We start from the raw sequence: 23768 nt of genomic DNA on the forward strand, positions 1-23768 counted from the left end.
GCCTCGATAACAATTTTTGGAGGGTGGGTTGGAGCGCATCGTATTTGTGCAGCGGGTGGATGCCTATGAGCAGGCCTGTGCGGAGCAGCCAGGGGCTTTCCGCAGGCGGATTCTTGGGCTGACATTGATGGCTGCCGCATGGATCTGGGGTGGCTTGATTCTGGGGTTGGTATTGCTGGCCTGGGCCGTGTTGTCGTTTGTCAGTGATGGTTTCCAGGGGCTGCAGATCTTTGGTTTCTTTGGCGGCCTGGCGTTGATACTGAGCGTGCTGCGCCTGACCCGGTCGGACTGGGTAGAGCCGGACGGAATCCATGTGCCGCAGCCCGAATGCCCGCGCGTATATGAAGCGCTGGAACGTATCCGCCAGAAGAATGGCGGCCCGCGCGTCCACCATCTGGTGATCACCGAAGACTACAGCGCGCGCATTGTGCAGCAGGTGCGGCTTGGCGGTTTGCTGCCGGAGCGCAACTACCTACTGCTGGGCTTGCCGCTGGCCATGGCGATCGACCGCCCGCGTCTCATTGCGGTGCTGACGCAGGAATACGCACACCTGCGGCGCAACCAGGGCTGGCTCGGTGCCTGGGTGTACCGCGGCCGCCGCCGCATGCAGCGCTTGCGCGACCGCCTGGCCGATGCGCGCCAGATGACGCATCTGGGCTGGCTGAACGAGCGCTTCATGCGCTGGTACCTGCCGCGCTGGTGGGCCGCCAGTTTTGTGGTGGCCCGGCATGACGAACTGGTGGCGGACCGTCTGGCAGCCAGGCTGGTGAGCAAGCAGCTGATGGGTGACGCGCTGTCCGAGGTGGCTGTGCGCGGACGCTGGCTGCGCGAGCGGTTCTGGACCATGCATTGGTCGCGCGCCCACGAGCTGCAGCAGGCCATCGGCCCTTTCAGTCTGATGGCTGGGGTAATGAACCACAGCATGGATGTGAACTGGGTGTACCAGGCCTGGAAGCAGGAGTACCAGGCGCTTGCGAGCTATGAAGACACGGCCCCCAGTTTGCGGGAGAGGCTGGACGCGCTGGATGTGCCGCCGGGCCTGACCCCCATGTCCAGCAGCAACTGCCTGGCATGGCTGGGCAAGCGCTCGGACCGTTGGATCGAGCTGTTGGACGACCGTTGGTGCCTGCGGTTTGGTACCGATTGGCAGGTGCATCGGCAAGTGCTGCAGCAAACCCATGCACGGGTGCAATCGCTGATGCCACGCGAGCCCTATCTGCAGGCAGACAGTCTGGTGGAGCTGGGCTGGTACATGCAGGCAGGTGCATTCCGGGATGATCCACAGCCTTTCTACCAGCGGGCCCTGGAGCAGCAGGCGGATTGCAAGCGTGCCATCGGCGCGTTCGCAAGCCTGTACATCGATATGGACCCAGAGTCGCAACTGCCCTATCTGGCGCAGGCTTTCGAAGTGCTGCCGGCCATGCGCGGCCAATGGTGCAGCCTTGCGCGGGGCGTGCTGGATGTGCTGGAGGCCGACGAGCACTACGAGGCGCCGATCCGCCGCGCCAGGATGGAGTGGGCGAGGCGCGAGGAGCTTGCCCAGCAGTTGCGCACGGATATGTCCGAGGAAGTGAAAGACCTGGGTCTGCTCTACAAGGCCAGGTCGTATGCGGAACTGGGCGAGCCGTTGTGGGAATCGGAGCTGGCGGTGATCCAGTTGCACCTGGCGGCCGCCAAACGGCTGCGTCGTGCATGGTTGCTGGCGCGGCCACTGCAATCAATGCGCGGATCGCAGGCCTTGCTGCTGGTGCTGGACCGACCGGGCGTCGGCTACCAGGAAGCCCGTCTCTGGCATGCCCAGCTGCGCGGGTATCTGGAGCGCGAGCTGCTGGCTACGCGTCTGTCGCCTCTGTGGCTGGCCAGCCTGGAGGAGCTGGGCGACAAGGCGGGGCGGGTGCTTGCGGAAATCCCCGCTGCCTTGTTCTATGACCGCACCGTGGCCTAGCGCAGCGCCGGGTAGCCGGTGGCGGTGCCCGGATACTGGCGCAATGGGACAATAGCGCCCATGCATCCCAAAGCCTTACTAGATGCCTGCGCCGAGTTGGTGGCGCAGGTCCTGACTTTTGAACACCCGGCAGATGCCGTGGTGTCGCGATATTTCCGAGACCACCGCAATCTGGGCCCGCGCGAGCGGGCCACCCTGGCCGAGACGGCCTATACGGTGTTGCGCAAGAAAACCCTGTTTGAGACGCTGGCCCGCTCGGGCAGCGGCGCGCGTGAGAGGCGCCTGGCAATCCTGGGGTTTGCCGGCCCGCGCAGCTTTGTCAAAAGCGCGCTCAATCCGCTCGAAGTGAAATGGCTGGACGAATGTGACGCCATTACGCCTGACAGCCTGATGCCGCAGCACCGTCACAACCTGCCTGAATGGCTCGTGGAGCCACTGCAGGCACAGGTGGGCGACCAGTTCGAGCAACTGGCCGCCAGCATGCTGGAGATGGCGCCGCTCGACCTGCGCGCCAATGCGCTCAGCACCAAGCGCGCCGATCTGCAAAAGGAGCTGAAGGCTGCCGGCATTGTCGCCGAGCCCACGCCGTACTCGCCCTGGGGCCTGCGCGTGGCCGACAAGCCAGCGCTCTCGCGCCTGGAAGCCTTTCAAAAGGGCAGGGTGGAAGTGCAGGACGAAGGCTCACAACTGCTGGCGCTGCTGCTCGATGCCAAGCGTGGCGAGATGGTGACCGATTTCTGTGCGGGCGCTGGCGGCAAGACGCTGGCCATTGGCGCCTCCATGCGCAGCACCGGGCGCCTGTATGCGTTTGATGTGTCGGCCCACCGGCTGGAGGCGCTCAAACCGCGCCTGGCCCGCTCGGGCCTGTCAAACGTACACCCTGCCGCCATTGCGCACGAGCGTGACGAACGCATCAAGCGACTCGCAGGCAAGATGGACCGTGTTCTGGTGGATGCACCATGCTCGGGCCTTGGCACCCTGCGCCGCAACCCTGACCTCAAGTGGCGCCAAAGCCAGAAGGCGATCGACGAATTGACCGTCAAGCAGGCAGCCATCCTGGACAGCGCTGCGCGCATGGTCAAAAGCGGCGGGCGTCTGGTGTATGCCACCTGCAGCATTCTGCCTGCCGAAAACGAGGCCATCGCCGAGGCGTTTGCTGCTGCGCACCCCGATTTTGTGCCACTGGATGCCGGTGAACTACTCGCTGGCCTGAAGGTGGAGGCTGCCGCCAGCCTGTGCAGCGGTGGTGACACCGGCAGCCAATACCTGCGTCTGTGGCCGCATCTGCACCAGACGGATGGATTCTTTGCCGCAGTGTGGCAAAGAAAATAGTGCGGAGAATGCCTGTCAGTGCTTGATGGATAAACACTGGTAGCTATCAAAAGAGAAGTATTTCGGGCCACGCGTTGTGGCCCGTTTCTTGGGTGGAACCGCTGAGAACGTGTTTACGATCTCAGCGACTCCACCCCAACCAGCGTGCCAAGGCCAGCCATGCGCCATGCCAGCCGGCGTAAGCGCGCTCGGCCAGGTGCAGTTGCACGGGTTCGGAGCCCTGTGCTTCGAGCCAGTGCCAGCCTGCATGGGCACCGTTGCAATACGGCGCATCGCCTGCGCCGAGCTTCAAGGCCGGGGACCAGGGGGAGCTGATCTGCAGGTGGCCTCCGGTACAAAGGAGGGTGCTGCCCGCTTCCATGTGGCACCACAGGCCTTGGCCAGGGGCAATCTGCAGGGGCGTGAACTGCTCGCCACAGGCCTGCGGGGCAGTCTGGACAAGCGTTTTGGAGAGCGTGTATGGGTGGCTGAGGCGCATGGTGAAGCTTTCACAGTAGAGGCCTCTAGCGTAAAAAATCGTGCTGCAGCGCAACAGGCACAGGTGACCATGCTGTGATGCGGAACAGTGCATTGGAGTTGCTGCTGTTCTGGTTCAAAATCGCAGCATCTGTATCTGTTCTGGTTGGCTGAAAAGACGGACGATACAGAGCTTGCGAGCCTGGAATCACCCCCATGTCCCTGATAGACGAAAGCCTGCTGGCGCCTCCTGCGACCCATCACCAAGTACCCGCGCTACCAGTGCTGGATGCATCGGATGACGATGCCTTTTTGTATGAACGCATTGCCGCACACTTCGAGCAGGCTATTGCACAGCAGACGCTGGGTGTGGGCGCGCGCATGCCTTCGGTGCGTGAGATCCGGCGCCTGCACCATGTCAGCCACAGCACGGCGCTACAGGTGCTGCGCGTGCTGGAGTCGCGTGGCCTGATCGAGGCCAGGCCCCGGGTGGGCTACTTTGTCTGCGATACCGCCTTGCAGATGCCCGCCGCGCGTGAACCATTGCGCCTGGCGCCCATGCCCATGCAGGACAATCGCTTCGAGGGCATTGGCGCCCGTGCTGCCGAATACCTGAACAAGGCGCGGCTTCGGGGCCCGTTGCTGGTTGATCTGGGCAGCGCCATGCCGGCGCCCGAGCTGTTCGATGCCAAGCTGCTGAACCACCATGCTGTCGCCCTGTTGCGCGAGCAGCCGCAGATATTGGTGCATGGCCCGTCGGCACCGTTCACGCATCCGGAGTTCCAGGCCTCCATGGCGCGTTATGCGCTCAGTTTTGGTGTGCGTGTGGCCCCGATGGATGTGGCCGCCACCTTTGGCAATTCGGAAGCGGTGAACCTGGCGCTGGATGCACTGACCCAGCCCGGTGACATGGTGGCGATCGAATCTCCGGCTTTTTACGGTATCTTGCAGGCTGTGGAGGCTAAAAAGCTGCAAACACTTGAAATCCCATCGAGCCCGCACACCGGTATGTCGCTCGAAGCGCTGGAGCTGGCGCTGCGCACGCATCCGCAGCTCAAGGCTGTGGTCGTAGTGCCGCACCTGCAGATGCCGCAGGGTGCCACCATGCCCGACAGCCACAAGCAGCGCCTGGTGGCGCTGTGCCGTACCTATGGCGTGGCGTTGATTGAGGACGATATCTACCGCGAATTTGTCGAGACCGACGAAGTGCTGCGCCCCTGCAAGGCCTGGGATACCGATGGCACGGTGATCTATTGCTCATCGCTCTCCAAAAGCTATGCGCCGGGCCTGCGCCTGGGCTGGATGAACGCGGGCCGCTGGCAGGAGCGGGTGCAGATGATCAAGTTTGCCCGTTCGCGCAATCTGCCGGTGTGGCCACAGTTGCTGGGTGCGCGCACAGTGGGCTCGCCCGCCTATATGCGCCATCTGGTGCGGCTACGGCAGCAATTGCGCGTGCAGCGGCAGGCGGCCGCGCAGGCGGTGGCGCGGTATTTCCCCATCGGCACGCGCCTGAGCCTGCCAGCCGGGGGGCTTTCTATCTGGCTGGAGCTGCCCGAGCAGGTCTCGGCCAGCCGCCTGTATGACGAGGCTTTGGCGGTAGGCATCCGCATTGCGCCGGGTGATATGTTCAGCAATACCGGCCATTACGACCACTTTGTACGGCTGAGCTGCGGCATGCCATTCACGCCGCAGGTGGAAGAGGGCTACTGCACCCTGGGCCGCATGATGCACGCCCAATTGGGCATGCCGCCCAGGGCCTGATGGTGCATGGGCATAAAAAAACCGCCTGACTTGCGCCGGGCGGTTCTTTGATCAGCAAGGCCGAATTACTTCAGCTTCACTTCCTTGTACTCGACGTGCTTGCGAGCCTTGGGGTCGAACTTGGTGATTGCCATCTTTTCAGGCATCGTCTTCTTGTTCTTGGTGGTCGTGTAGAAGTGACCGGTGCCTGCAGTCGATTGCAGCTTGATTTTTTCGCGTCCGCCTTTGGAAGCCATGGTGTATCTCCTTAAGCTTGGCCACGTGCGCGCAGGTCTGCGAGCACAGAATCAATACCGTTCTTGTCGATCAGACGCAGGGCGGCGCTGGAAACACGCAGGCGCACCCAGCGGTTTTCCGATTCCACCCAGAAACGGCGATATTGCAGGTTCGGCAGGAACCGGCGCTTGGTTTTGTTGTTGGCGTGGGAAACGTTGTTTCCCACCATGGGCTTCTTGCCCGTTACTTCGCAAACGCGTGCCATCAGGACACTCCGAAAGTTTTAACAGCTGCGCGCCCTGGCTGCGTCACAAAGAGCAGCTCGGCTTGCAGCCTCACCTCGCCAATCAAAGGGTGGCGGTAGCCCATGTTCACTGCAAGCTGGCAGGCCAGCCGGCAGTAGTTTCCTGTTCACGCGCCGTGGATTGCGAAAGAGATGCAAAAGGCGGCAAGCAGCAAAGCCAAGCATTATAACGCGATTGCCAAAAACAGGCCAGCTTGCGTTGTGTAGGGTTTTGTTGCCGCCGCTCCGTTGCTTTGCAGCTTCTCCGCAGCGCGCTTCTTCCCGCTTATTCCTGTTCCAGATAACGCTGCGCGTCCAGCGCGGCCATGCAGCCCGTGCCTGCGCTGGTGATGGCCTGACGGTAGACATGGTCCTGCACGTCGCCTGCGGCAAAGATGCCGGGTACGCTGGTTTGCGTGGCAAAGCCGCCACGGCTCATCTGCGTGACGAGGTAGCCATTTTCCATTTCCAGCTGGCCCTGGAAGATGTCCGTATTGGGGTGGTGGCCGATGGCAATGAAGCAGCCCTGCAGCTGGATGTCTTCGGTATGGCCGTCCTGTGTGCTCTTGATGCGAATGCCGTTCACGCCCGATGCGTCGCCCAGCACTTCATCCAGTATGAAATGGGTCTTGAGCTCGATCTTGCCTTCCTTGACCTTTTCCATCAGCTTGTCCACCAGAATGGGCTCGGCCTTGAATTTGTCGCGGCGGTGCACCAGGGTCACCTTGCTGGCAATGTTGGACAGGTACAGCGCCTCTTCCACGGCAGTGTTGCCGCCGCCGATCACGCAGACGGGCTGCTCACGGTAGAAGAAACCGTCGCAGGTGGCGCAGGCCGAAACGCCGCGGCCCATGAAGGCCTCTTCCGAGGGCAGGCCCAGGTATTTGGCCGAAGCACCGGTGGCGATGATCAGGCTGTCGCAGGTATAGGTGCCGCTGTCACCGCTCAGCGTGAAGGGGCGTTTGCTGAAATCGACCTTGTTGATGTGGTCGAAAATGATCTGTGTCTTGAAGCGCTCTGCGTGCTCCAGAAAGCGCTGCATCAGCTCCGGGCCCTGCACGCCCATCACATCGGCTGGCCAGTTGTCCACTTCGGTCGTGGTGGTCAGCTGGCCGCCCTGGGCCATGCCGGTGATCAGCACCGGGTCGAGGTTGGCGCGGGCGGCGTAGATGGCAGCAGTGTAGCCGGCAGGGCCCGAGCCCAGAATCAGCACCTTGGCGTGTTGGTTGACGGAAGACATGGAACTCCTATCGCATTCGTGGGGCGGGCGCTGCGCACCCGCCAGTCAAAAAGGCAGCGCCGACCGGGCAAGCACAGTCGGCGGTAACACCCAAGAGTATCGAACACAACGGCCTGTCCGTGGATGGTTTGTATCAATGTCCTTGATCGCCACAAGCCATCTTGGGCCAGCATTCACAGGTTGGTGCACTGCAGCAAATGACAACAATCGTCCAGTGCAGGCAAGGCCGCCATGGCTGTTGCGCAGCGTGTCAAGTTGCTGGCGCAATTACAAAGTGTTTCTTGAAGGGAATGCGTGCTTCTGTTTTCATAGCTTGTGGCGCTTATATGCTGGGCACAATGCGGTGTTTTTATTAAAAATGGCCTTGGGGATGCAGGAAAAAGGCGTCCGCAGGCGAGCGCTTGCTCTGTTGGCGCGCGTAGCGGCCCGCGTCGCAGTGCCGCATCACTGTGGCCGACATGTCTGTTTTGCTATCGAATTTGTATTGCTCTTCAGGTAAGCTCTTGCCCTTAGGTTATGGCTACTAATTCAACGAAAAAATCGAACGCGCACCACAGCGCCGGCACGTCGCTGGTCATGGGGGTGCGCCGCTTTGGGCATGAGCTGGTGCTCATCATCACTTTTTTGATGATGGCGTTCTGCGTGGCGGCCATGGTGAGCTACTCGCCCAAGGATCCGGCCTGGTCCACCTCGGGCACGCAGGCGGCGGGGCACGTCAGCAATTGGATGGGGCGCCTGGGCGCCATGATCTCCGATGGCGGCTACTTCATGGTCGGTTTTTCCGTCTGGTGGCTGGTGGTGGCCGCCGTGCTGGCCTGGTTCTCGTCGCTGGCGCGCTGGCTGCGCGCCGGTGAAAACCCTCCGGGCGACCCGCGCCCGCTGTGGTGGCGCCGTATTGTCTTCTGGGGCGGGTTGGTGCTGCTGCTCTTGGCCAGCTCGGCACTGGAATGGTCGCGCCTGTACCGCTTCGAGCCCAAGTTGCCCGGCGCGGCTGGCGGCGTGCTTGGCTATCTGCTGGGACCGCTGGCGGAAAAATGGATGGGTTTTACCGCCTCCGGCATCGTGGGCGTCATGCTGTTGCTGTTGGGCATGTCGTGGATTCTGGGTTTTTCCTGGGGCCAGATCACCGAAAAGGTGGGCGCGGGCATTGAAGGCTTCTTCCAGAAGCTGATGCTGCGCCGCGAAGCGGCCGCCGACAAGGCAGTCGGCAAGAAGGCCGCCCAGGCCCGCGAGGCCGAGGTGAGCAGTGCCGCGCCTGCTGCATCCCGTGTCGATCCGTCCGGTGATGGCTTTGACAGCATGTTCGATCTGCCACCGCAGGGCAAGGCTGTGCGCCCGGCACAGGCGGAGCCGGGGCTGCATATTGCCGAGCCTGTCAAGCCGCAGGCCCAGCCCAGCGCCCGGGTGGTGAAGGAACGCCAGAAGCCGCTGTTCAATGAACTGAGCGATACGCGCCTTCCGCAGGTCGATCTGCTGGATGCTGCGCCCAAGGTGCAGGAGACGGTGTCGTACGAGACGCTGGAGATGACCAGCCGCCTGATCGAGAAAAAGCTCAAGGATTTTGGCGTGGAAGTCCGTGTGGTCGAGGCCGCGCCGGGCCCGGTGATCACCCGCTACGAAATTGAGCCTGCCACCGGCGTCAAGGGCTCGCAGATCGTCAACCTGGCCAAGGACCTGGCGCGCTCGCTCTCGCTCGTGTCGATCCGCGTGGTGGAGACCATTCCCGGCAAGAACTACATGGCGCTGGAGTTGCCCAACGCCAAGCGCCAGACCATCCGCCTGACGGAAATCCTGGGCTCCCACGAGTACCACGAGGCCAAGAGCCTGCTCACCATGGGCCTGGGCAAGGACATCATCGGCAAGCCTGTGGTCGCCGATCTGGCCAAGATGCCGCACGTGCTGGTGGCCGGCACCACCGGTTCGGGCAAGTCGGTGGGTATCAACGCCATGATCCTCTCGGTGCTCTACAAGGCCGAGGCCAAGGACGTGCGCCTGATGATGATCGACCCCAAGATGCTGGAAATGTCGGTCTATGAAGGTATTCCGCACCTGCTGTGCCCGGTGGTGACCGATATGAAGCAGGCCGCCAATGGCCTGAACTGGTGCGTGGCCGAGATGGAGCGCCGCTACAAGCTGATGAGCAAGCTGGGCGTGCGCAATCTGGCTGGCTACAACACCAAGATCGACGAGGCCAAGGCGCGCGAGGAGTTCATTCCCAACCCCTTCAGCCTGACGCCCGAGACCCCCGAGCCGCTGCAGCGCCTGCCGCACATCGTGGTGGTGATCGACGAGCTGGCCGACCTGATGATGGTGGTGGGCAAGAAGATCGAAGAACTCATCGCCCGCCTGGCGCAGAAGGCGCGTGCAGCCGGTATCCATCTGGTGCTGGCCACCCAGCGCCCCAGCGTCGATGTGATCACCGGCCTCATCAAGGCCAACATCCCCTCGCGCATTGCCTTCTCGGTCGGCTCCAAGATCGACAGCCGCACCATCCTCGACCAGATGGGCGCCGAAGCGCTGCTGGGCATGGGCGACATGCTGTACATGGCCAGCGGCACGGGTCTGCCGGTGCGTGTGCATGGTGCTTTTGTCTCGGATGACGAAGTGCACCGCGTGGTCAGCTACCTCAAGGAGCAGGGCGAGCCCGACTACATCGAAGGCGTGCTCGAAGGCGGCACGGGAGACGGCGATTCTGGCTTTGGCGATGAAGACGGCGGCGGCAGCGGCGAAAAAGACCCGATGTACGACCAGGCGGTCGAGATCGTGCTCAAGGACCGCAAGGCCAGCATCTCGTACGTGCAGCGCAAGCTGCGCATCGGCTACAACCGCTCGGCCAACCTGCTCGAAGAGATGGAGCGTGCAGGGCTGGTGAGTGCGCTCACCGGCAGTGGCCAGCGCGAGGTGCTGGTGGCCCACAGGCCCGGCGGCGACGAGTGATGCAAGCGGTTACCAGCATCTCTGCCGCGTAAATTAGCGCAAAAGGCACCGAAAGCCTGGCAGTTGCCGGCACTTTCGGTGCCTTTTGCATTCCAACCCCATAATCTGCCCCATTGCGCAGGCGCTGGCCTGTGTCCAGAAAGGAATTCGGATGAAATATTGGATTGCCGCCGCCGCACTGGCTGGCTTCAGCAACTGGGCCCAGGCCGATGGCCTGCAAAGCCTTGAACAGTTTCTGAAAAATTCGCAGGCTGGCGAAGCCAGCTTCACCCAGACGGTCACCTCGCCCGCCAAGGAAGGCCAGGCGCCGCGCGTCAAGACTTCCAGCGGCAGCTTTGCATTCCAGCGCCCCGGCAAGTTCAAGTTTCTGTACAAGAAGCCGTTTGAGCAGACCATCGTGGCCGACGGCACCACCTTGACCCTGTTTGACGCCGATCTGAACCAGGTCACCCAACGCCAGCAGAGCAAGGCCCTGGGCCAGACGCCCGCTGCACTGCTCGCGTCCGCAGCCAGCCTGCAGGCCTTGAAGAGCGAATTCAATCTGTCCAATGCCCCCGATGCCGATGGCCAGCAATGGGTGCTGGCCACGCCCAAGGGCCAGGATGGCCAGCTCAAGAATGTGAAGGTCGGCTTCAAGGGCGACGAGCTGACGGCACTGGAGATTGAAGACGGCTTTGGCCAGCGCTCTGTGGTGCGTTTTGTGGGGCTCAAGACCCTGCCATCGCTCCCCTCGTCTGCCTTTGAATTCAGTATTCCTTCGGGGGCGGAAGTGATCCGGCAGTAAACCGGCAGTAAACCGGCAGCAAACCGGAACTCCAATCGTAGAAAAGCCCTGGCCGCATGCGCTGCCAGGGCTTTGTTGTTAGAGGGGCTGAGGCGTTTGCCCCGCCAGAGACGGCAGGCCTTAAGCCTTGGCAGGTTTTTGTTGCCTGGCGCTCACCCAGTCTGCGCAAGCTGCTGCAATAAGAGTAGCAACCACCGGTGTCACCCAGCCCATGCCCAGGGCTGCGCCGGGCAGGCGGTCCAGCCAGTCGGGCACCAGGGCTGTCCATTGCAGCGCCTTGGCGGCATCGAACAGGCCAAAGAGCAGGGCCACCAGCATCACGGGAATGTAGACGCGGCTGGGCTGGCCCCAGCGGTGCATCAGGCTCAGCGCAATCAGCGCGATGGCCACGGGGTAGATGCCCACCAGCACGGGCACAGCGACCGCGATCAACTGCGCCAGGCCCTGGTTGGCGACGGTGGCGCTGAAAATGCTCAGGGCCACCACAACGCCCCGGTACGAAAAGCCGGTCAGGTCGCTGAAGAAGGCGCTGCAGGCGCTCACCAGGCCCACGCCCGTCGTCAAACAAGCCAGCAGAATGACGGCGGCCAGCAGATACAGGCCCGCGCTGCCAAAGGTGTGCTGCACATAGGCCGTCAGAATCTGCACGCCGGTGGCCGCATTGCCGGCCAGTGTTCCGCTCGTCGCGCCCAGGTAGAGCAGCGACACATACACCAGGCCCAGGCCCGTGGCGGCAATCAGCCCCGCATAGATGGCATAGCGGGTGTGCAGGCGCCGGTCTGCCACGCCTGCAGCCTTGATGGCATTGACGATCACGATGCCAAAGACCAGTGAGGCAAGCGCATCCATGGTCTGGTAACCCTGCAGAAAACCCTGGGCGAATGCTGCCATTTGGGTGCTGTAGTCAGCAGTTTCCGTGCTGTAGCCACCCACAGGCGCAAAAATGGCGGCACCGCCCAGAATGGCAAGCGCCAGGATCAGCACCGGCGTGATGATCTTGCCGATGTTGTCCATCAGCTTGCCTGGGAACAGCGACAGCAGCATCACCAGCGAGAAATAGACAATGGTGAACACCAGCAGCATGACGGGCGTGTTGCCGACAAAGGGCGCCAGACCCATCTCGAACGAAACCGTGGCCGTGCGCGGCGTGGCAAACAGCGGGCCAATCGTCAGATAGATGGCGCAGGCGAGTACCGTGCCTGCAATGCGGCCAATGGGGTGGGTGAGGGTATCGAGGCCACCGCCCACGCGCGCCAGTGCCACGACGCCTAGAAGCGGCAGACCGACGCCGGTGAGCAGGAAGCCGATGGTCGCGCCCAGCAGATTGCCGCCTGCCGCCATGCCGACAATCGGCGGAAAGATGATATTGCCAGCGCCCAGAAACAGGGCAAAGGTCATGAACCCGAGGGCGATGATGTCCCTGGTTTTCAGTGTTTTCATGGTGATCCCAATGCAGACCAGGCAGCGCGCGGGGAGCGGCAGCGCCTGAAAGATTCATTCACGGAGGCCGTGCGCGCTGCCGGCATGGCAGGGCACATCGTTTTGCGGGTGCCGGCGGCAATCCCGCCGAAGTGGGTGGCTGTGCAACGGCTGCATCACCGGCAAACAGGTTCCTGTCGGTGGATGGCAGCCCTTTTTTGCAGAGCGCTCATGGGTCCGTATAAACCCTTATTTTCCGCGAAAAATGTGTCCTTTCGGCGCAAAGTGCATTCATCCTTGCCGAAAAGTCTGATTTTCAGCAGGAAATCACCAACTGCTCCAAGGCGGGAGCCTTTCAGCGGGCCTGGCCGGTATATGACAAGGTGAGGCGCAGCATGTCCAGAAGCTGGATGCCGTCTTCAAAGATGGGTGCAGGGTAGTTGTTGACGAAAAAATCCCGCTCGATGCCGGAAACCCGAAACCCATGTCGCTGGTAGAAGGCGAGCTGATAGCCGAACGAGCCCGTGCCCACTTCCAACTGGTGTGCGCCTGCATTGCGGAAAAAATCAATCACCCACTGCAACAGTGCCGCCCCGTGGCCCTGTTTCTGGTGGGCAGGCGACACGGCAATGCTCATGAGTTCATGAATGCCGCCGCCCAGGGGCTGGACCACGCACGCAGCAACCATTTCTGCACCGTTGGATGCCACAAAGCACCGTGACCCGGGCAGGTAGGCGCGGATCTTGTCTTCCGACGGGTCGGCAAGCAGCAGGAGCGCCATGGGCGCTTCGGGGGCGGGAATTTCCTGGATGTGCAGCGTCATATCTGGATCGGCAAAGGTGGTGCTATTCTAAATATAGCTACCAGCGCTTGCTGAGAATGCACTGGTGCCCAGAAACGCGCAATGCTCAATGGGTATGCACGAGTGCCGCTGTTGCCTTGCGAACCACCGGCAGCGCAAGCAGCAGTACCGGAAATGCAACCAGCCACGAAACACCCCACGCCCTGAGCCACTTGGACGCAAATTCGGGGGCGAGGCCGATGCCATTGAAGGTGCTGATCAGCGAGACGATGCACGTCATCAGAATGGACAGCAGGAGCGGCATGACCAGCGAGGCATAGCGCGCGGGTAGCTTGGGAATGCCGAAGAAAATGGTGGGTTTGTTGAAAGCGTTCATAAGAAAGTCAAAAGACCGGGTCAAGCAAAGGCGCCTTCGCCCAGAAAGGGCAAGCACCCCGGCCCTGCCGGAGTTGGTGGCGCGTTGTTTGACGTTGAACGCTTACGGCCCTGTTTGCGCATGGGTGCGTGAGGGCAGACCGCATGATAGGGAAACCGGCCCGCGCAGGCAAGGGATGCCGGACGGCGGCTAGGGGTTCTCTGCAGACACGAGGCAATCAGTTCTGGAGGAGGCCGTAAACGCGTTCTTAGCTCTTTTGCCGGGCCAGATGGAAAGCCACCAGCGCATTGGCATGCCCATGGCCGAGCTGGTGGTGCTCTTTCAGAAAGGCGACCTGCTCCATGTGCTTTTTCTCCTTGACCGTGTCCAGAATCCCGAACCAGTGTGCGACCGGGTGGCCGTACGTCTTCTCGATGGATGGAAAGTACGAAGCCGGGCCTTTCACCGGGGTATCTGCGCTCATGGCTGTCTCCTTGGAATGCCGCAAAAAAGGGTGTGTTCAATGCTAAAGAAGCCTGTGAGACTGGTCAATCGATGGGCGCTGAACCGGAGTTTGCGTAACAGATGGCGAAAGCTGCTGCCTGTTGCACGGGCCCCGGCGATGGAAAGGGAACCTTGCTTTGCCGCGCACGGGCGCAGGCACGCTACGATACACCGTACGATCAACTCAGACGCCTGTTCTGAACCAAGACGGGCGCTGCGCACTGCAGCTGCCGGACAATTTTTATGAGTAGCCCTTCTTTCCATCCAACGCACCAACCCTTGGCCGAGCGCCTGCGCCCGCGCACGCTGGCGGACGTGGTGGGCCAGCAGCAGGTGCTGGGCGAAGGCATGCCGCTGCGACTGGCATTTGAATCGGGCCGCCCGCACAGCTGCATTCTGTGGGGGCCGCCGGGCGTGGGCAAGACCACGATTGCGCGCCTGATGGCCGATGCCTTCGATGCGCAGTTCATCTCGATCAGCGCCGTGCTCGGCGGCGTCAAGGACATCCGCGAAGCCGTGGAGCAGGCGCAATCCGCGCGCGACGGCCTGATGCAGCAGCGCACCATTGTGTTTGTGGACGAGGTGCACCGCTTCAACAAAAGCCAGCAGGATGCCTTCTTGCCGCATGTGGAAAGCGGGCTCTTCACCTTCATCGGCGCCACCACCGAAAACCCCTCGTTCGAGGTGAACTCGGCCTTGCTCTCGCGCGCTGCCGTCTATGTGCTGCAAAGCCTGACCGCTGACGATCTGCGGCAGATTGTCGAAAAGGCGCAGGCACTGCAAGCGATTCCAGCCATCGAAAGCGAAGCCATGGAGCGCTTGATTGCTTACGCGGATGGCGATGCCCGGCGCCTCTTGAACACGCTGGAGACGCTGGCCATCACCGCCGAGCAGGCGAAAGTTGCAACCATCACCGATGCGTGGCTGCTCAAGGTACTGGGCGAGCGCATGCGCCGCTACGACAAGGGCGGCGAGCAGTTCTACGACACCATCAGCGCGCTGCACAAGTCGGTGCGCGGCTCGGACCCGGACGCCGCGCTGTACTGGTTCTGCCGCATGCTCGATGGCGGCGCCGACCCGCGCTACCTGGCACGCCGCATCGTGCGCATGGCCTGGGAAGACATTGGCCTGGCCGACCCCCGCGCCATGCAGATGTGCAACGACGCCGCTGCCACCTACGAGCGCCTGGGCAGCCCCGAAGGAGAGTTGGCGCTGGCCCAGGCGGTGCTCTACCTGGCAGTGGCCCCCAAGAGCAATGCGGGCTACATGGCCTACAACCAGGCCAAGGCCTTCGTCAAGCAGGACGGCACCCGGCCCGTGCCGCTGCACCTGCGCAATGCGCCCACCCAGCTGATGAAGGACCTCGATTACGGCAAGGCCTACCGCTACGCGCACGACGAGGAGGGCGGCTTTGCGGCAGGTGAAAGCTATTTTCCAGAGGACATGCAGCCGCCCAGTTTCTACCAGCCGGTGCCGCGCGGTCTGGAGATCAAGATCGGCGCCAAGCTGGACGAACTGCGCGCGCGCAACGCGGCGGCCAAGCCCGCTGAAGATGATGCGCAGGACTGACGTGGGGCCAGGGCGCTGGCTGCGCCCGCTAAAAGCATCAGATTTTTAGCAATTTCTGCGCAGCAGGCGGGCGGCAAGGCGGACAATACCGGCCATGATTGTTCGTCCTTCCGTGCACTGGCTGCGCATGCTCTTTGTGTGGCGCGGCTCCATCCTGCCGGTGATCCTGCCGCAATTGATCACCATCACGGTGCTGGCCATCGTCGTTACCGTGATCCACGGCTCGATCCTGGACTGGAAGGTGTCGCTGAACTTTGTGCCTTTCTCGCTGATCGGCCTGACGCTGGCGATTTTTCTCGGCTTTCGCAACAGCACCTCGTATGCCCGGTTCTGGGAAGCCCGCACCCTGTGGGGCGTGCTGCTGGTGGAAAGCCGCCACCTGACGGCGCAGGCGCTGGCCGTGGTGGGTGACGAGGCAGTTGACAGGGCGCATGCAAAGCTGCTGGCGCAGCGCCTGTGTGCATTCGCCTATGCGCTCAAGCACCAGTTGCGCGAGAGCGATGCACGCGCCGAGCTGTCGGCCTTCTTGCCGCCGGGCGATGTGGAGCGCATTGCCGGTGCGCGTTTTCCCGCCGCGATGGCGCTGCTGCTGGTGCAGGAGTGGGTGGGCGAGCAGTTGCGCAGCGGCAAGGTGGCGGCGGCTGTGGTGCCTGCGCTGGAGCAATCGCTCGCGCGCCTGGGCAATGCGGTGGGCGGGTGCGAGCGCATTTCGGGTACGCCGATTCCGTTCACCTATTCGGTCATCCTGCACCGCTGCGTGTACATCTACTGCTTTTTGCTGCCCTTCGGCCTTCTGGATACGATTGGGCCGATGACACCGGTCATCGTCTGTTTTCTGGGCTACACCTTCTTTGCGCTGGAGGCCCTGGGCGCCGAGCTGGAGCACCCTTTTGGCCTGGCTGCCAATGACCTAGCGCTGGGCAGCCTGTGCTACACCATCGAGTCTTCGGTGCTGGAGATGGTGGGCGAGCCGCCGCGCACGGCCAAGCCCGAGGTCAGGGACTGTATTCTGCTGTGATTGCAGCTGGTATTGATGCAAAAAGCAATCTTGGCGCTTACCCAGTGGGTGCTTGATGCTATTGTTTTGATGGTTTTTTCGCGGGCTCAGGCAGGGCGCTCTGCCTCGGCCCGCTCCAGCAGAAAGTCGATCATCGTTCGCACGGCCTTGGTCTGGTGGCGGTTGGGCATCCACAGCAGGTACATGTTGTTGCCAAAGATGCTCAGCCGCCAGTCGCGCAGGGTGGTGACGACTTCGCCGCGCTCCACCTCGGCGCGGATCACGTAATCGGGCACGATGCCCACGCCCAGCCCCGCCATGATGCCCTGGCGCAGAAACGGAAAGTGCTCGGAGATCAAGGTGGGCTCCAGCCGGATCTCCTTGCGCAGCTCGCCCTGGTAGGCGCGCACCAGCAGCTGCTTGCCGACGACGCCGCTGGTGATCAGCGGCACATGGCGCAAGTCCTCGGGCTGCTGGGGCAGCATGTTCTGGCGGGCGTAGTCGATGCTGGCGCAGGCGACATAGTTCATCTCGCCCATGTGGCGCGCCACCAGACTGTCGGGCGGCGTGGGCAGCACGCGCACGGCAATGTCCACTTCATCGCGCACGAGGTTGTCCACGCGGTTCTCGAAAATCAGGTCCAGCACGATGTCGGGGTACTGGCGCTTGAAGGCGATCAGCCAGTCCGTCATCACCAACTGGCCGTAGCCGCTGGGCACGGCCAGCCCCACGCGGCCCTGCAGCCCCTTGCCCAGGCTGCGAATGGTTTCCCCCGCCGCAGCCAGCTCGTTGCGGATCGCGCGGCCGTGTTCGTACAGGCGCAGGCCGACTTCGGTGGGCTCCACACGGCGCGTGGTGCGGCGCACCAGCTGCACGCCCACGGTCTTTTCCAGCTGCGTCAGGTGGTAGCTGACATTGGCGCGGCTCATCTTCAGCTTGGAGGCGGCGCGGCTCAGGTTGCCCGCGTCGATGATTTCCACGAGCAGTGTCAGGGCGGAATGATCCATACAACAAAAACAAGTGATTGTTCAAATTTCTTTGACAGTCTGTCAATGATCTATGTGATTGTCAAATAAGCCTGCCGTGGCTGACAATGGGTTGAAGCTTCGGTTCCATTCATACCCAGGAGACATGCATGAGCGCAGAGAACGCCGTTGTGACCACTGCCCGCGAAGGGCGCGTGCTGGTCGTCACCATCAACAACCCACCCGTCAATGCACTGAGCCAGGCCGTTCGCCAGGGGCTGGCCGATGCCGTGGCCCAGGCACAGGGCGACGACGAGGTCAAGGCGGTGCTGCTGGTGGGCAGCGGCAAGGCCTTCATCGCGGGCGCCGACATCCGTGAGTTTGGCAAGCCTGCCATGCCGCCCAGCCTGCCGGATGTGCTGATGCAACTGGAGAGCAGCGACAAGTTGGTGATCGCCGCCATCCATGGCCCGGCGCTGGGCGGGGGGCTGGAAGTGGCGCTCTCCTGCCACTACCGCCTGGCCGTGTCGGGCGCCAAGCTGGGCCTGCCCGAAGTGCAGCTGGGTCTGCTGCCCGGCGCTGGCGGCACACAGCGCACGCCACGCTTGATTGGCGTCAAGGCTGCCTTGGACCTGATGCTGTCGGGCCGCCATGCCGGGGCCGAAGAGGCGCTGGCCATGGGTCTGGTGGACCAGGTGGCGCCTGCGGGTACCGACGCGCGCAGCGCGGGCCTTGCCTACGCCAACCAGCTGCTGGATGACAAAGCCCCCGTGCGCCGCACCCGCGAAGCCGCAGCGCTGGCAGACAAGGCAGTTGCGCAGGCCGAGCTGGATGCTGCCAAGGCCGAATCGGCCAAGAAGAACCGTGGCCTGTTCTCGCCCGGCAAGATCATCGACTGCGTGCAGGGCGCGCTCGATCTGCCATTTGACGAAGGCATGAAGAACGAGCGCAAGCTGTTCGTTCAGTGCCTGGAGAGCCCCCAGCGTGCAGGGCTGATCCACGCTTTCTTTGCCGAGCGCGAAACCGCCAAGATTCCCGAGGCCAAGGCCGCAGCGCCCCGCGCGCTGAACACCATTGGCGTGGTGGGCGGCGGCACCATGGGTGCGGGCATCACCGTGGCCGCGTTGGATGCAGGCTTTCCTGTGGTGATGGTTGAGCGCGATGACGAATCCATCGCCCGTGGCCGGGCCAATGTGGAAAAAGTCTACGACGGCCTGATCGCCAAGGGCCGCATGACGGCCGAGAAGAAGGCCGCCATCATGGCGCGCTACAGCGGCAGCACCGATTACGCGGCGCTCGCCCAGGTCGATCTGGTGATCGAGGCCGTGTTTGAAGAGATGGGCGTCAAGAAGGCTGTGTTTGCCGAGCTGGACAAGGTCTGCAAGAGCGGCGCGGTGATCGCCACCAACACCTCGTACCTCGATATCGACGCCATTGCCGCCAGCATCTCGCGTCCGCAGGATGTGATCGGCCTGCATTTCTTCAGCCCTGCCAACATCATGAAGCTGCTGGAGATTGTGGTGCCCGCCAAGGTGAGCGCTGATGTGGTGGCCACCGCTTTCGAGCTGGCCAAGCGCATGAAGAAGATTCCCGTGCGCGCCGGTGTGTGCGATGGCTTCATCGGCAACCGCATTCTGGCCGTGTACCGCGAGGCGGCCAATTACCTGATGGAAGACGGCGCATCGCCCTACCAGATTGACGAAGCCGTGCGCGAGTTCGGCTACCCCATGGGGCCGTTCCAGGTGGCCGATCTGGCGGGCGGCGACATTGGCTGGGCCACGCGCAAGCGCAAGGCCGCCACCCGCGACCCCAAGGCCCGCTACGTGCAGATTGCCGACCGGATTGCCGAAAAAGGCTGGTTCGGCCAGAAGACCCAGCGCGGCTACTACCTGTATCCGCAAGGCGCGCGCATCGGCCAGCAAGACCCGGAAGTGCTCGCCATCGTCGATGCCGAACGCCAGCGCGCCGGTGTCACGCCCCGCAGCTTCAGCAACGAGGAAATCATGCGCCGCTACATGGCCGCCATGGTGAACGAGGGCGCCAACGTGGTGCGTGAGGGCATTGCGCTGCGCCCGCTCGATGTGGACGTCACCTTCCTGTATGGCTACGGCTTTCCGCGCTTCCGTGGCGGCCCGATGAAATGGGCCGACATGGTGGGCCTCGACAAGATCCTGGCCGACATCCGCGAGTTTGCCAAGGAAGACGCGCTGTTCTGGAAGCCTTCGCCCCTGCTGGTGGAGCTGGTGGAAAAGGGCGAGAACTTCGAGAGCCTGAACAAGGCGGTCTGATTCCATTTCTAAATCGAGCGATCACCTTGTCGGCCTTGCCGTCGCGTGCTCGCTGGATGGGTCCATGGAAGGAATGACTGGGCCAGGACAGACGCCGAGGTGCAACCCGGAGGCGTTCCAAATCGCCAAACCCTGGGTTGCTATATAAAGAATAGCTGCTGGCGCGCATGTAACAAGCACTGGCGGCATCAAACATCAAAATCAACGGTCGCACAGACCCAAGGAGACAACGCAATGCGTGAAGCCGTTATTGTTTCAACCGCCCGCACGCCGCTGGCCAAATCGCACCGTGGCGAATTCAATGCCACCCCGGGCGCGCAGCTGGCTGCGTATTCCATCAGCGCTGCGGTCGAGCGCTCGGGCATCGACCCGGCCCTGATCGAAGACGTGGTGCTGGGCTGCGGCTACCCCGAGGGCACCACTGGCCGCAACATCGGCCGCCAGGCGGCTGTGCGCGCGGGCTTGCCCATCAGCGTGGGCGGCACCGTGGTCAACCGTTTCTGCGCCTCAGGCCTGCAGGCGATTGCATTTGCGGCTGGCCGCATCATTGTGGATGGCGCGCCCGCCATGGTGGCAGGCGGCGTGGAGAGCATTTCGCTCATCCGCTCCAGCAACACCAACCCGGCAGACGCTGACCCCTGGCTGGTGGAGCACAAGCCCGAACTCTTCATGGCGATGATCGACACCGCCGATGTGGTGGCCCAGCGCTATGGCATCAGCCGCGAAGACCAGGACGCGTTCTCGCTGCAGAGCCAGCAGCGCACGGCAGCCGCCCAGGCCAATGGCACTTTCGACAACGAAATCGTGCCCTGCGCCGCGCGCATGGCCGAGAAGAACAAGGAAACCGGCGAAGTCACCTACAAGGATGTGGTTGCCACCATGGACAACTGCAACCGCCCCTCAACCACCTTGGAAGGCCTGGCCAAGCTGGAGCCGGTCAAGGGGCCGGGCAAGTTCGTGACAGCCGGCAATGCCTCGCAGCTGTCGGACGGCTCGGCCGCCTGCGTGCTGATGGAAGCCAAGGAAGCTGCCCGGCTTGGGCTGTCGCCACTGGGCGCCTTCCGCGGCATGGCCATTGCTGGCTGCGAGCCTGACGAAATGGGCATTGGCCCGGTTTTTGCCGTGCCCAAGCTGCTGGCGCGCCACGGCCTGACGGTGCAGGACATCGACCTGTGGGAGCTGAACGAGGCATTTGCCTCGCAGGCTCTGTACTGCCAGCGCAAGCTGGGCATCCCGATGGATCGCCTCAACGTCAACGGCGGTGCCATCTCCATTGGCCACCCCTTTGGCATGACCGGCGCGCGCCTGACGGGCCACATCCTGCTGGAAGGCCAGCGCCGCAAGGCCCGTGGCGAGAAAGTGAAGTGGGGCGTGGTGACCATGTGCGTGGGCGGCGGCATGGGCGCCGCTGGCTTGTTCGAGATTTACTGACCCCCCTGAGGCGCTGTGCGCCTTCCCCCAGGGGACGATGCCACCGCTGCGGGGCGGCCCTTGCTGGGCGTCACGTAGATCGTGCAGCGGAGAGTTTGAGATGTGCGGGCCTTGCTTGCCCACGGTTACTGAGGAGATAGCAATGGATTTGCAATTTACCCCCGAAGAAGAAGCGTTCCGCGCCGAAGTGCGTGCGTTTCTGAAAGACAGCCTGCCAAAGGAACTGGCCGCCAAGGTGAAGGCGGGTCAGCGCCTGACGCGCTTTGACCAGGAGAACTGGCACGCCATCCTGAACAAGAAAGGCTGGCTCGCCTACCACTGGCCCAAGGAACATGGCGGCACCGGCTGGTCGCCCGTGCAGAAGTTCATCTTTGACGACGAATGCGCCATTGCAGGCGGCCCGCGCCTGGTGCCGTTTGGCCTGTCCATGCTCGGCCCCGTGCTGATCAAGTACGGCAACGACGCGCAGAAAAACCATTGGCTGCCGCGCATCCTGAACGGCGACGACTGGTGGTGCCAGGGGTACTCCGAGCCCGGCGCGGGCTCCGACCTCGCGTCGCTCAAGACCACGGCCGTGCGCAATGGAGACCACTACATCGTCAACGGCCAGAAGACCTGGACGACGCAGGGCCAGCACGCGAACATGATGTTCTGCCTGGTGCGCACCAACAAAGAGGTCAAGTCGCAGCAGGGCATCAGCTTCGTGCTGATCGACATGAAACAGCCCGGCGTGGAAGTGCGCCCCATCCGCACGCTGGACGGCGACAAGGAAGTGAACGAAGTCTTCCTGACCGACGTCAAGGTACCGCTGGAAAACCTGGTGGGCGAGGAGAACAAGGGCTGGACCTATGCCAAGTACTTGCTGACCTATGAGCGCACCGGCATCGCTGGCGTGGGTTTTTCGATGGCTGGGCTGGAAAAGCTCAAGGTGATCGCCCAGCGCGTGCAGCGCAATGGCAAGCCGCTGATCGAAGACCCGCAGTTTGCCACCCGCATGGCCAAGGTCGAGATCGAATTGCTGAACATGGCTACCACCAACCTGCGCGTGATTGCCTCGGTGGCAGGCGGCGGTGTGCCGGGCGCGGAAAGCTCCATGCTCAAGATCAAGGGCACCGTCATCCGCCAGGAACTGCTGTCGCTGGTTCGCCGCGCCATGGGTCCATACGCGCTGCCCTACATCGAAGAGGCGCAGTTTGCCGAATATGCCGATGAACCGGTGGGCCCCAAGGAGGCGGCCACTGCGGCGGCGGCCTACTTCAACTACCGCAAGCTGTCGATCTTTGGCGGCTCGAACGAAATCCAGCGCAACATCATCTCCAAGATGATCCTCGGCCTGTAAGGAGATTTTGATGAACTTTCAATTGGACGAAGACCGCCGCATGCTGGCGGATGCGCTGGGCCGCTACCTGAGCGAGCAGTACGGCACCGAATACCGCAACAAGGCTGCGTACGGGGCCAAGGGCTTCAGCGCCGAAACCTATGCCAAGCTGGCCGAACTGGGCGCCATCGGTGCGCTGTTCAAGGAATCCGACGGCGGCTTTGGCGGCGAAGGCGTGGATATCAGTGTGGTGTTCGAGGCGCTGGGCAACCACCTGGTGGCCGAGCCCTTGCTGGGCGCGCTGCTGGTGGGCCGCGCGCTGACCGAAGCGGGCACCGGCGCGCAGAAGGCGCAGCTCGAAGCCATCATCGGCGGCGAGACGATTGCCGCGCTGGCGCATGACGAGCCTGCCAACCATTACGAGCTGAACCGCGTGGCCACCACGGCCAGGCAGGACGGCGACGGCTGGGTGCTGAACGGCAGCAAGGCCGTGGTGCTGTTTGGCGACGAGGCGCAATTGCTGCTGGTGTCGGCACGCACGGCGGGCGCTGTGGACGACCAGGCCGGTATCTCGCTCTTTCTGGTGCCGGGCGATGCCGCAGGCCTCACCCGCCGTGGCTATGGCCGTATTGACGGAGGTCATGCCGCCGAGGTGGCGCTGGCCAACGTGAAGGTGGGCGCCGATGCGCTGCTGGGCAAGGCGGGCGAAGGCCATGCCCTGTTGGAGCGCATCAGCGGCTTCGGCCTGCTGGCGCTCGCTGCCGAATCGCTGGGCGCGATGGACGTAGCCAAGAACCATACGCTCGAATACCTGCGCACCCGCAAGCAGTTTGGCGTGCCCATCGGCAGCTTTCAGGCACTGCAGCACCGCATGGCCGACCTGCTGCTGGAAGCCGAACAGGCGCGCTCGGCCGTCATCAACGCGGCTGCGGTCATTGACAGCCCCGACGCCATCGAGCGCGAGAAAGCGCTCTCGGCTGCCAAGTACAGCGTGGGCCAGATCGGCACCCTGATGGCGGAAGAAGCCATCCAAATGCACGGCGGCATCGGCGTGACCTGGGAGCTGCCGCTGGCGCACTATGCCAAGCGCCTCATCATGATCGACCACCAACTGGGCGACATGGACCACCACCTGGCGCGCTACATGGCGCTGCAGGCCCAGGAAC

General features: G+C 63.0%; 20 protein-coding genes. 11 read left to right on the top strand and 9 right to left on the bottom strand.

The window, feature by feature from the left end; genetic code table 11:
* Positions 1–28 precede the first annotated feature (28 nt).
* Together ACH2DG_RS09075 and ACH2DG_RS09080 are read left to right on the top strand one after the other, a co-directional pair.
* Positions 29–1945 (top strand): M48 family metallopeptidase, encoded by a 1917-nt coding sequence (locus tag ACH2DG_RS09075; protein WP_395025615.1) that lies wholly within the window; start codon positions 29–31, stop codon positions 1943–1945.
* Between the two features lie 60 nt (positions 1946–2005).
* On the top strand, positions 2006–3277 hold the full coding sequence (locus tag ACH2DG_RS09080; protein ID WP_395025616.1) for an RsmB/NOP family class I SAM-dependent RNA methyltransferase: 1272 nt from the start codon (positions 2006–2008) through the stop codon (positions 3275–3277).
* A gap of 121 nt (positions 3278–3398) precedes the next feature.
* On the opposite strand, the gene ACH2DG_RS09085 is transcribed toward ACH2DG_RS09080, so the two are convergent.
* Entirely contained in the window at positions 3399–3755 is a 357-nt protein-coding gene (locus ACH2DG_RS09085) for a hypothetical protein (RefSeq protein WP_395025617.1), read from the bottom strand.
* 194 nt (positions 3756–3949) lie between these two features.
* Between ACH2DG_RS09085 and ACH2DG_RS09090 the strand changes: the two genes are divergently transcribed.
* Positions 3950–5494 (top strand): PLP-dependent aminotransferase family protein, encoded by a 1545-nt coding sequence (locus ACH2DG_RS09090; protein ID WP_395025619.1) that lies wholly within the window; start codon positions 3950–3952, stop codon positions 5492–5494.
* 65 nt (positions 5495–5559) lie between these two features.
* On the opposite strand, the gene rpmG is transcribed toward ACH2DG_RS09090, so the two are convergent.
* The 3 genes from rpmG to trxB form a co-directional block, all read right to left on the bottom strand.
* Positions 5560–5730, bottom strand: a complete 171-nt coding sequence (gene rpmG / locus ACH2DG_RS09095; protein ID WP_184709551.1) for a 50S ribosomal protein L33 — start codon at positions 5728–5730, stop codon at positions 5560–5562.
* Between the two features lie 11 nt (positions 5731–5741).
* Positions 5742–5975 (bottom strand): 50S ribosomal protein L28, encoded by a 234-nt coding sequence (gene rpmB / locus ACH2DG_RS09100; RefSeq protein ID WP_012207163.1) that lies wholly within the window; start codon positions 5973–5975, stop codon positions 5742–5744.
* Positions 5976–6279: 304 nt separating this feature from the next.
* Positions 6280–7233 (bottom strand): thioredoxin-disulfide reductase, encoded by a 954-nt coding sequence (gene trxB, locus ACH2DG_RS09105; RefSeq protein WP_395025622.1) that lies wholly within the window; start codon positions 7231–7233, stop codon positions 6280–6282.
* A 516-nt stretch (positions 7234–7749) separates the two neighbouring features.
* On the opposite strand from trxB, the gene ACH2DG_RS09110 reads away from it, so the two are divergent.
* A complete protein-coding gene (locus ACH2DG_RS09110; protein ID WP_395025624.1) occupies positions 7750–10170 on the top strand; it encodes a DNA translocase FtsK in 2421 nt (806 codons plus the stop codon).
* Between the two features lie 151 nt (positions 10171–10321).
* A complete protein-coding gene (gene lolA, locus ACH2DG_RS09115; protein WP_395025625.1) occupies positions 10322–10954 on the top strand; it encodes an outer membrane lipoprotein chaperone LolA in 633 nt (210 codons plus the stop codon).
* 120 nt (positions 10955–11074) lie between these two features.
* Here the strand turns inward: lolA and brnQ are convergent, their stop codons facing one another.
* The 4 genes from brnQ to ACH2DG_RS09135 form a co-directional block, all read right to left on the bottom strand.
* Complete coding sequence (gene brnQ, locus ACH2DG_RS09120) at positions 11075–12394, bottom strand: branched-chain amino acid transport system II carrier protein (protein WP_395025626.1); 1320 nt, start codon at positions 12392–12394, stop codon at positions 11075–11077.
* 334 nt (positions 12395–12728) lie between these two features.
* Positions 12729–13196: a GNAT family N-acetyltransferase gene (locus tag ACH2DG_RS09125; RefSeq protein ID WP_395025627.1), complete on the bottom strand. Its 468-nt coding sequence runs from the start codon at positions 13194–13196 to the stop codon at positions 12729–12731.
* Positions 13197–13281: 85 nt separating this feature from the next.
* Positions 13282–13551, bottom strand: a complete 270-nt coding sequence (locus tag ACH2DG_RS09130) for a DUF2798 domain-containing protein (RefSeq protein ID WP_395025628.1) — start codon at positions 13549–13551, stop codon at positions 13282–13284.
* Positions 13552–13798: 247 nt separating this feature from the next.
* Positions 13799–14014, bottom strand: a complete 216-nt coding sequence (locus tag ACH2DG_RS09135) for a DUF4287 domain-containing protein (protein WP_395025629.1) — start codon at positions 14012–14014, stop codon at positions 13799–13801.
* Between the two features lie 263 nt (positions 14015–14277).
* Between ACH2DG_RS09135 and ACH2DG_RS09140 the strand changes: the two genes are divergently transcribed.
* Both ACH2DG_RS09140 and ACH2DG_RS09145 read left to right on the top strand, forming a co-directional pair.
* Positions 14278–15603 carry a replication-associated recombination protein A gene (locus ACH2DG_RS09140; RefSeq protein ID WP_395025631.1) on the top strand — a complete coding sequence of 442 codons (1326 nt, stop codon included), beginning with the start codon at positions 14278–14280 and terminating at the stop codon, positions 15601–15603.
* Between the two features lie 94 nt (positions 15604–15697).
* Positions 15698–16621: a bestrophin family protein gene (locus ACH2DG_RS09145; protein ID WP_395025632.1), complete on the top strand. Its 924-nt coding sequence runs from the start codon at positions 15698–15700 to the stop codon at positions 16619–16621.
* An 86-nt stretch (positions 16622–16707) separates the two neighbouring features.
* On the opposite strand, the gene ACH2DG_RS09150 is transcribed toward ACH2DG_RS09145, so the two are convergent.
* Positions 16708–17607 carry a LysR family transcriptional regulator gene (locus ACH2DG_RS09150; protein WP_395025633.1) on the bottom strand — a complete coding sequence of 300 codons (900 nt, stop codon included), beginning with the start codon at positions 17605–17607 and terminating at the stop codon, positions 16708–16710.
* Positions 17608–17735: 128 nt separating this feature from the next.
* Between ACH2DG_RS09150 and ACH2DG_RS09155 the strand changes: the two genes are divergently transcribed.
* From ACH2DG_RS09155 to ACH2DG_RS09170, 4 genes are all read left to right on the top strand, one after another.
* On the top strand, positions 17736–19853 hold the full coding sequence (locus ACH2DG_RS09155) for a 3-hydroxyacyl-CoA dehydrogenase NAD-binding domain-containing protein (RefSeq protein ID WP_395025635.1): 2118 nt from the start codon (positions 17736–17738) through the stop codon (positions 19851–19853).
* Between the two features lie 234 nt (positions 19854–20087).
* On the top strand, positions 20088–21284 hold the full coding sequence (locus ACH2DG_RS09160) for an acetyl-CoA C-acyltransferase (protein ID WP_395025636.1): 1197 nt from the start codon (positions 20088–20090) through the stop codon (positions 21282–21284).
* A 142-nt stretch (positions 21285–21426) separates the two neighbouring features.
* Positions 21427–22623, top strand: a complete 1197-nt coding sequence (locus ACH2DG_RS09165) for an acyl-CoA dehydrogenase family protein (RefSeq protein WP_224150074.1) — start codon at positions 21427–21429, stop codon at positions 22621–22623.
* 10 nt (positions 22624–22633) lie between these two features.
* The coding region (locus ACH2DG_RS09170; protein WP_395025637.1) for an acyl-CoA dehydrogenase family protein at positions 22634–23768 on the top strand (1135 nt) is incomplete at its 3' end.

It is taken from the genome of Comamonas odontotermitis, assembly GCF_040396735.1.
GTDB classification, from domain to species: domain Bacteria; phylum Pseudomonadota; class Gammaproteobacteria; order Burkholderiales; family Burkholderiaceae_C; genus Comamonas; species Comamonas odontotermitis_C.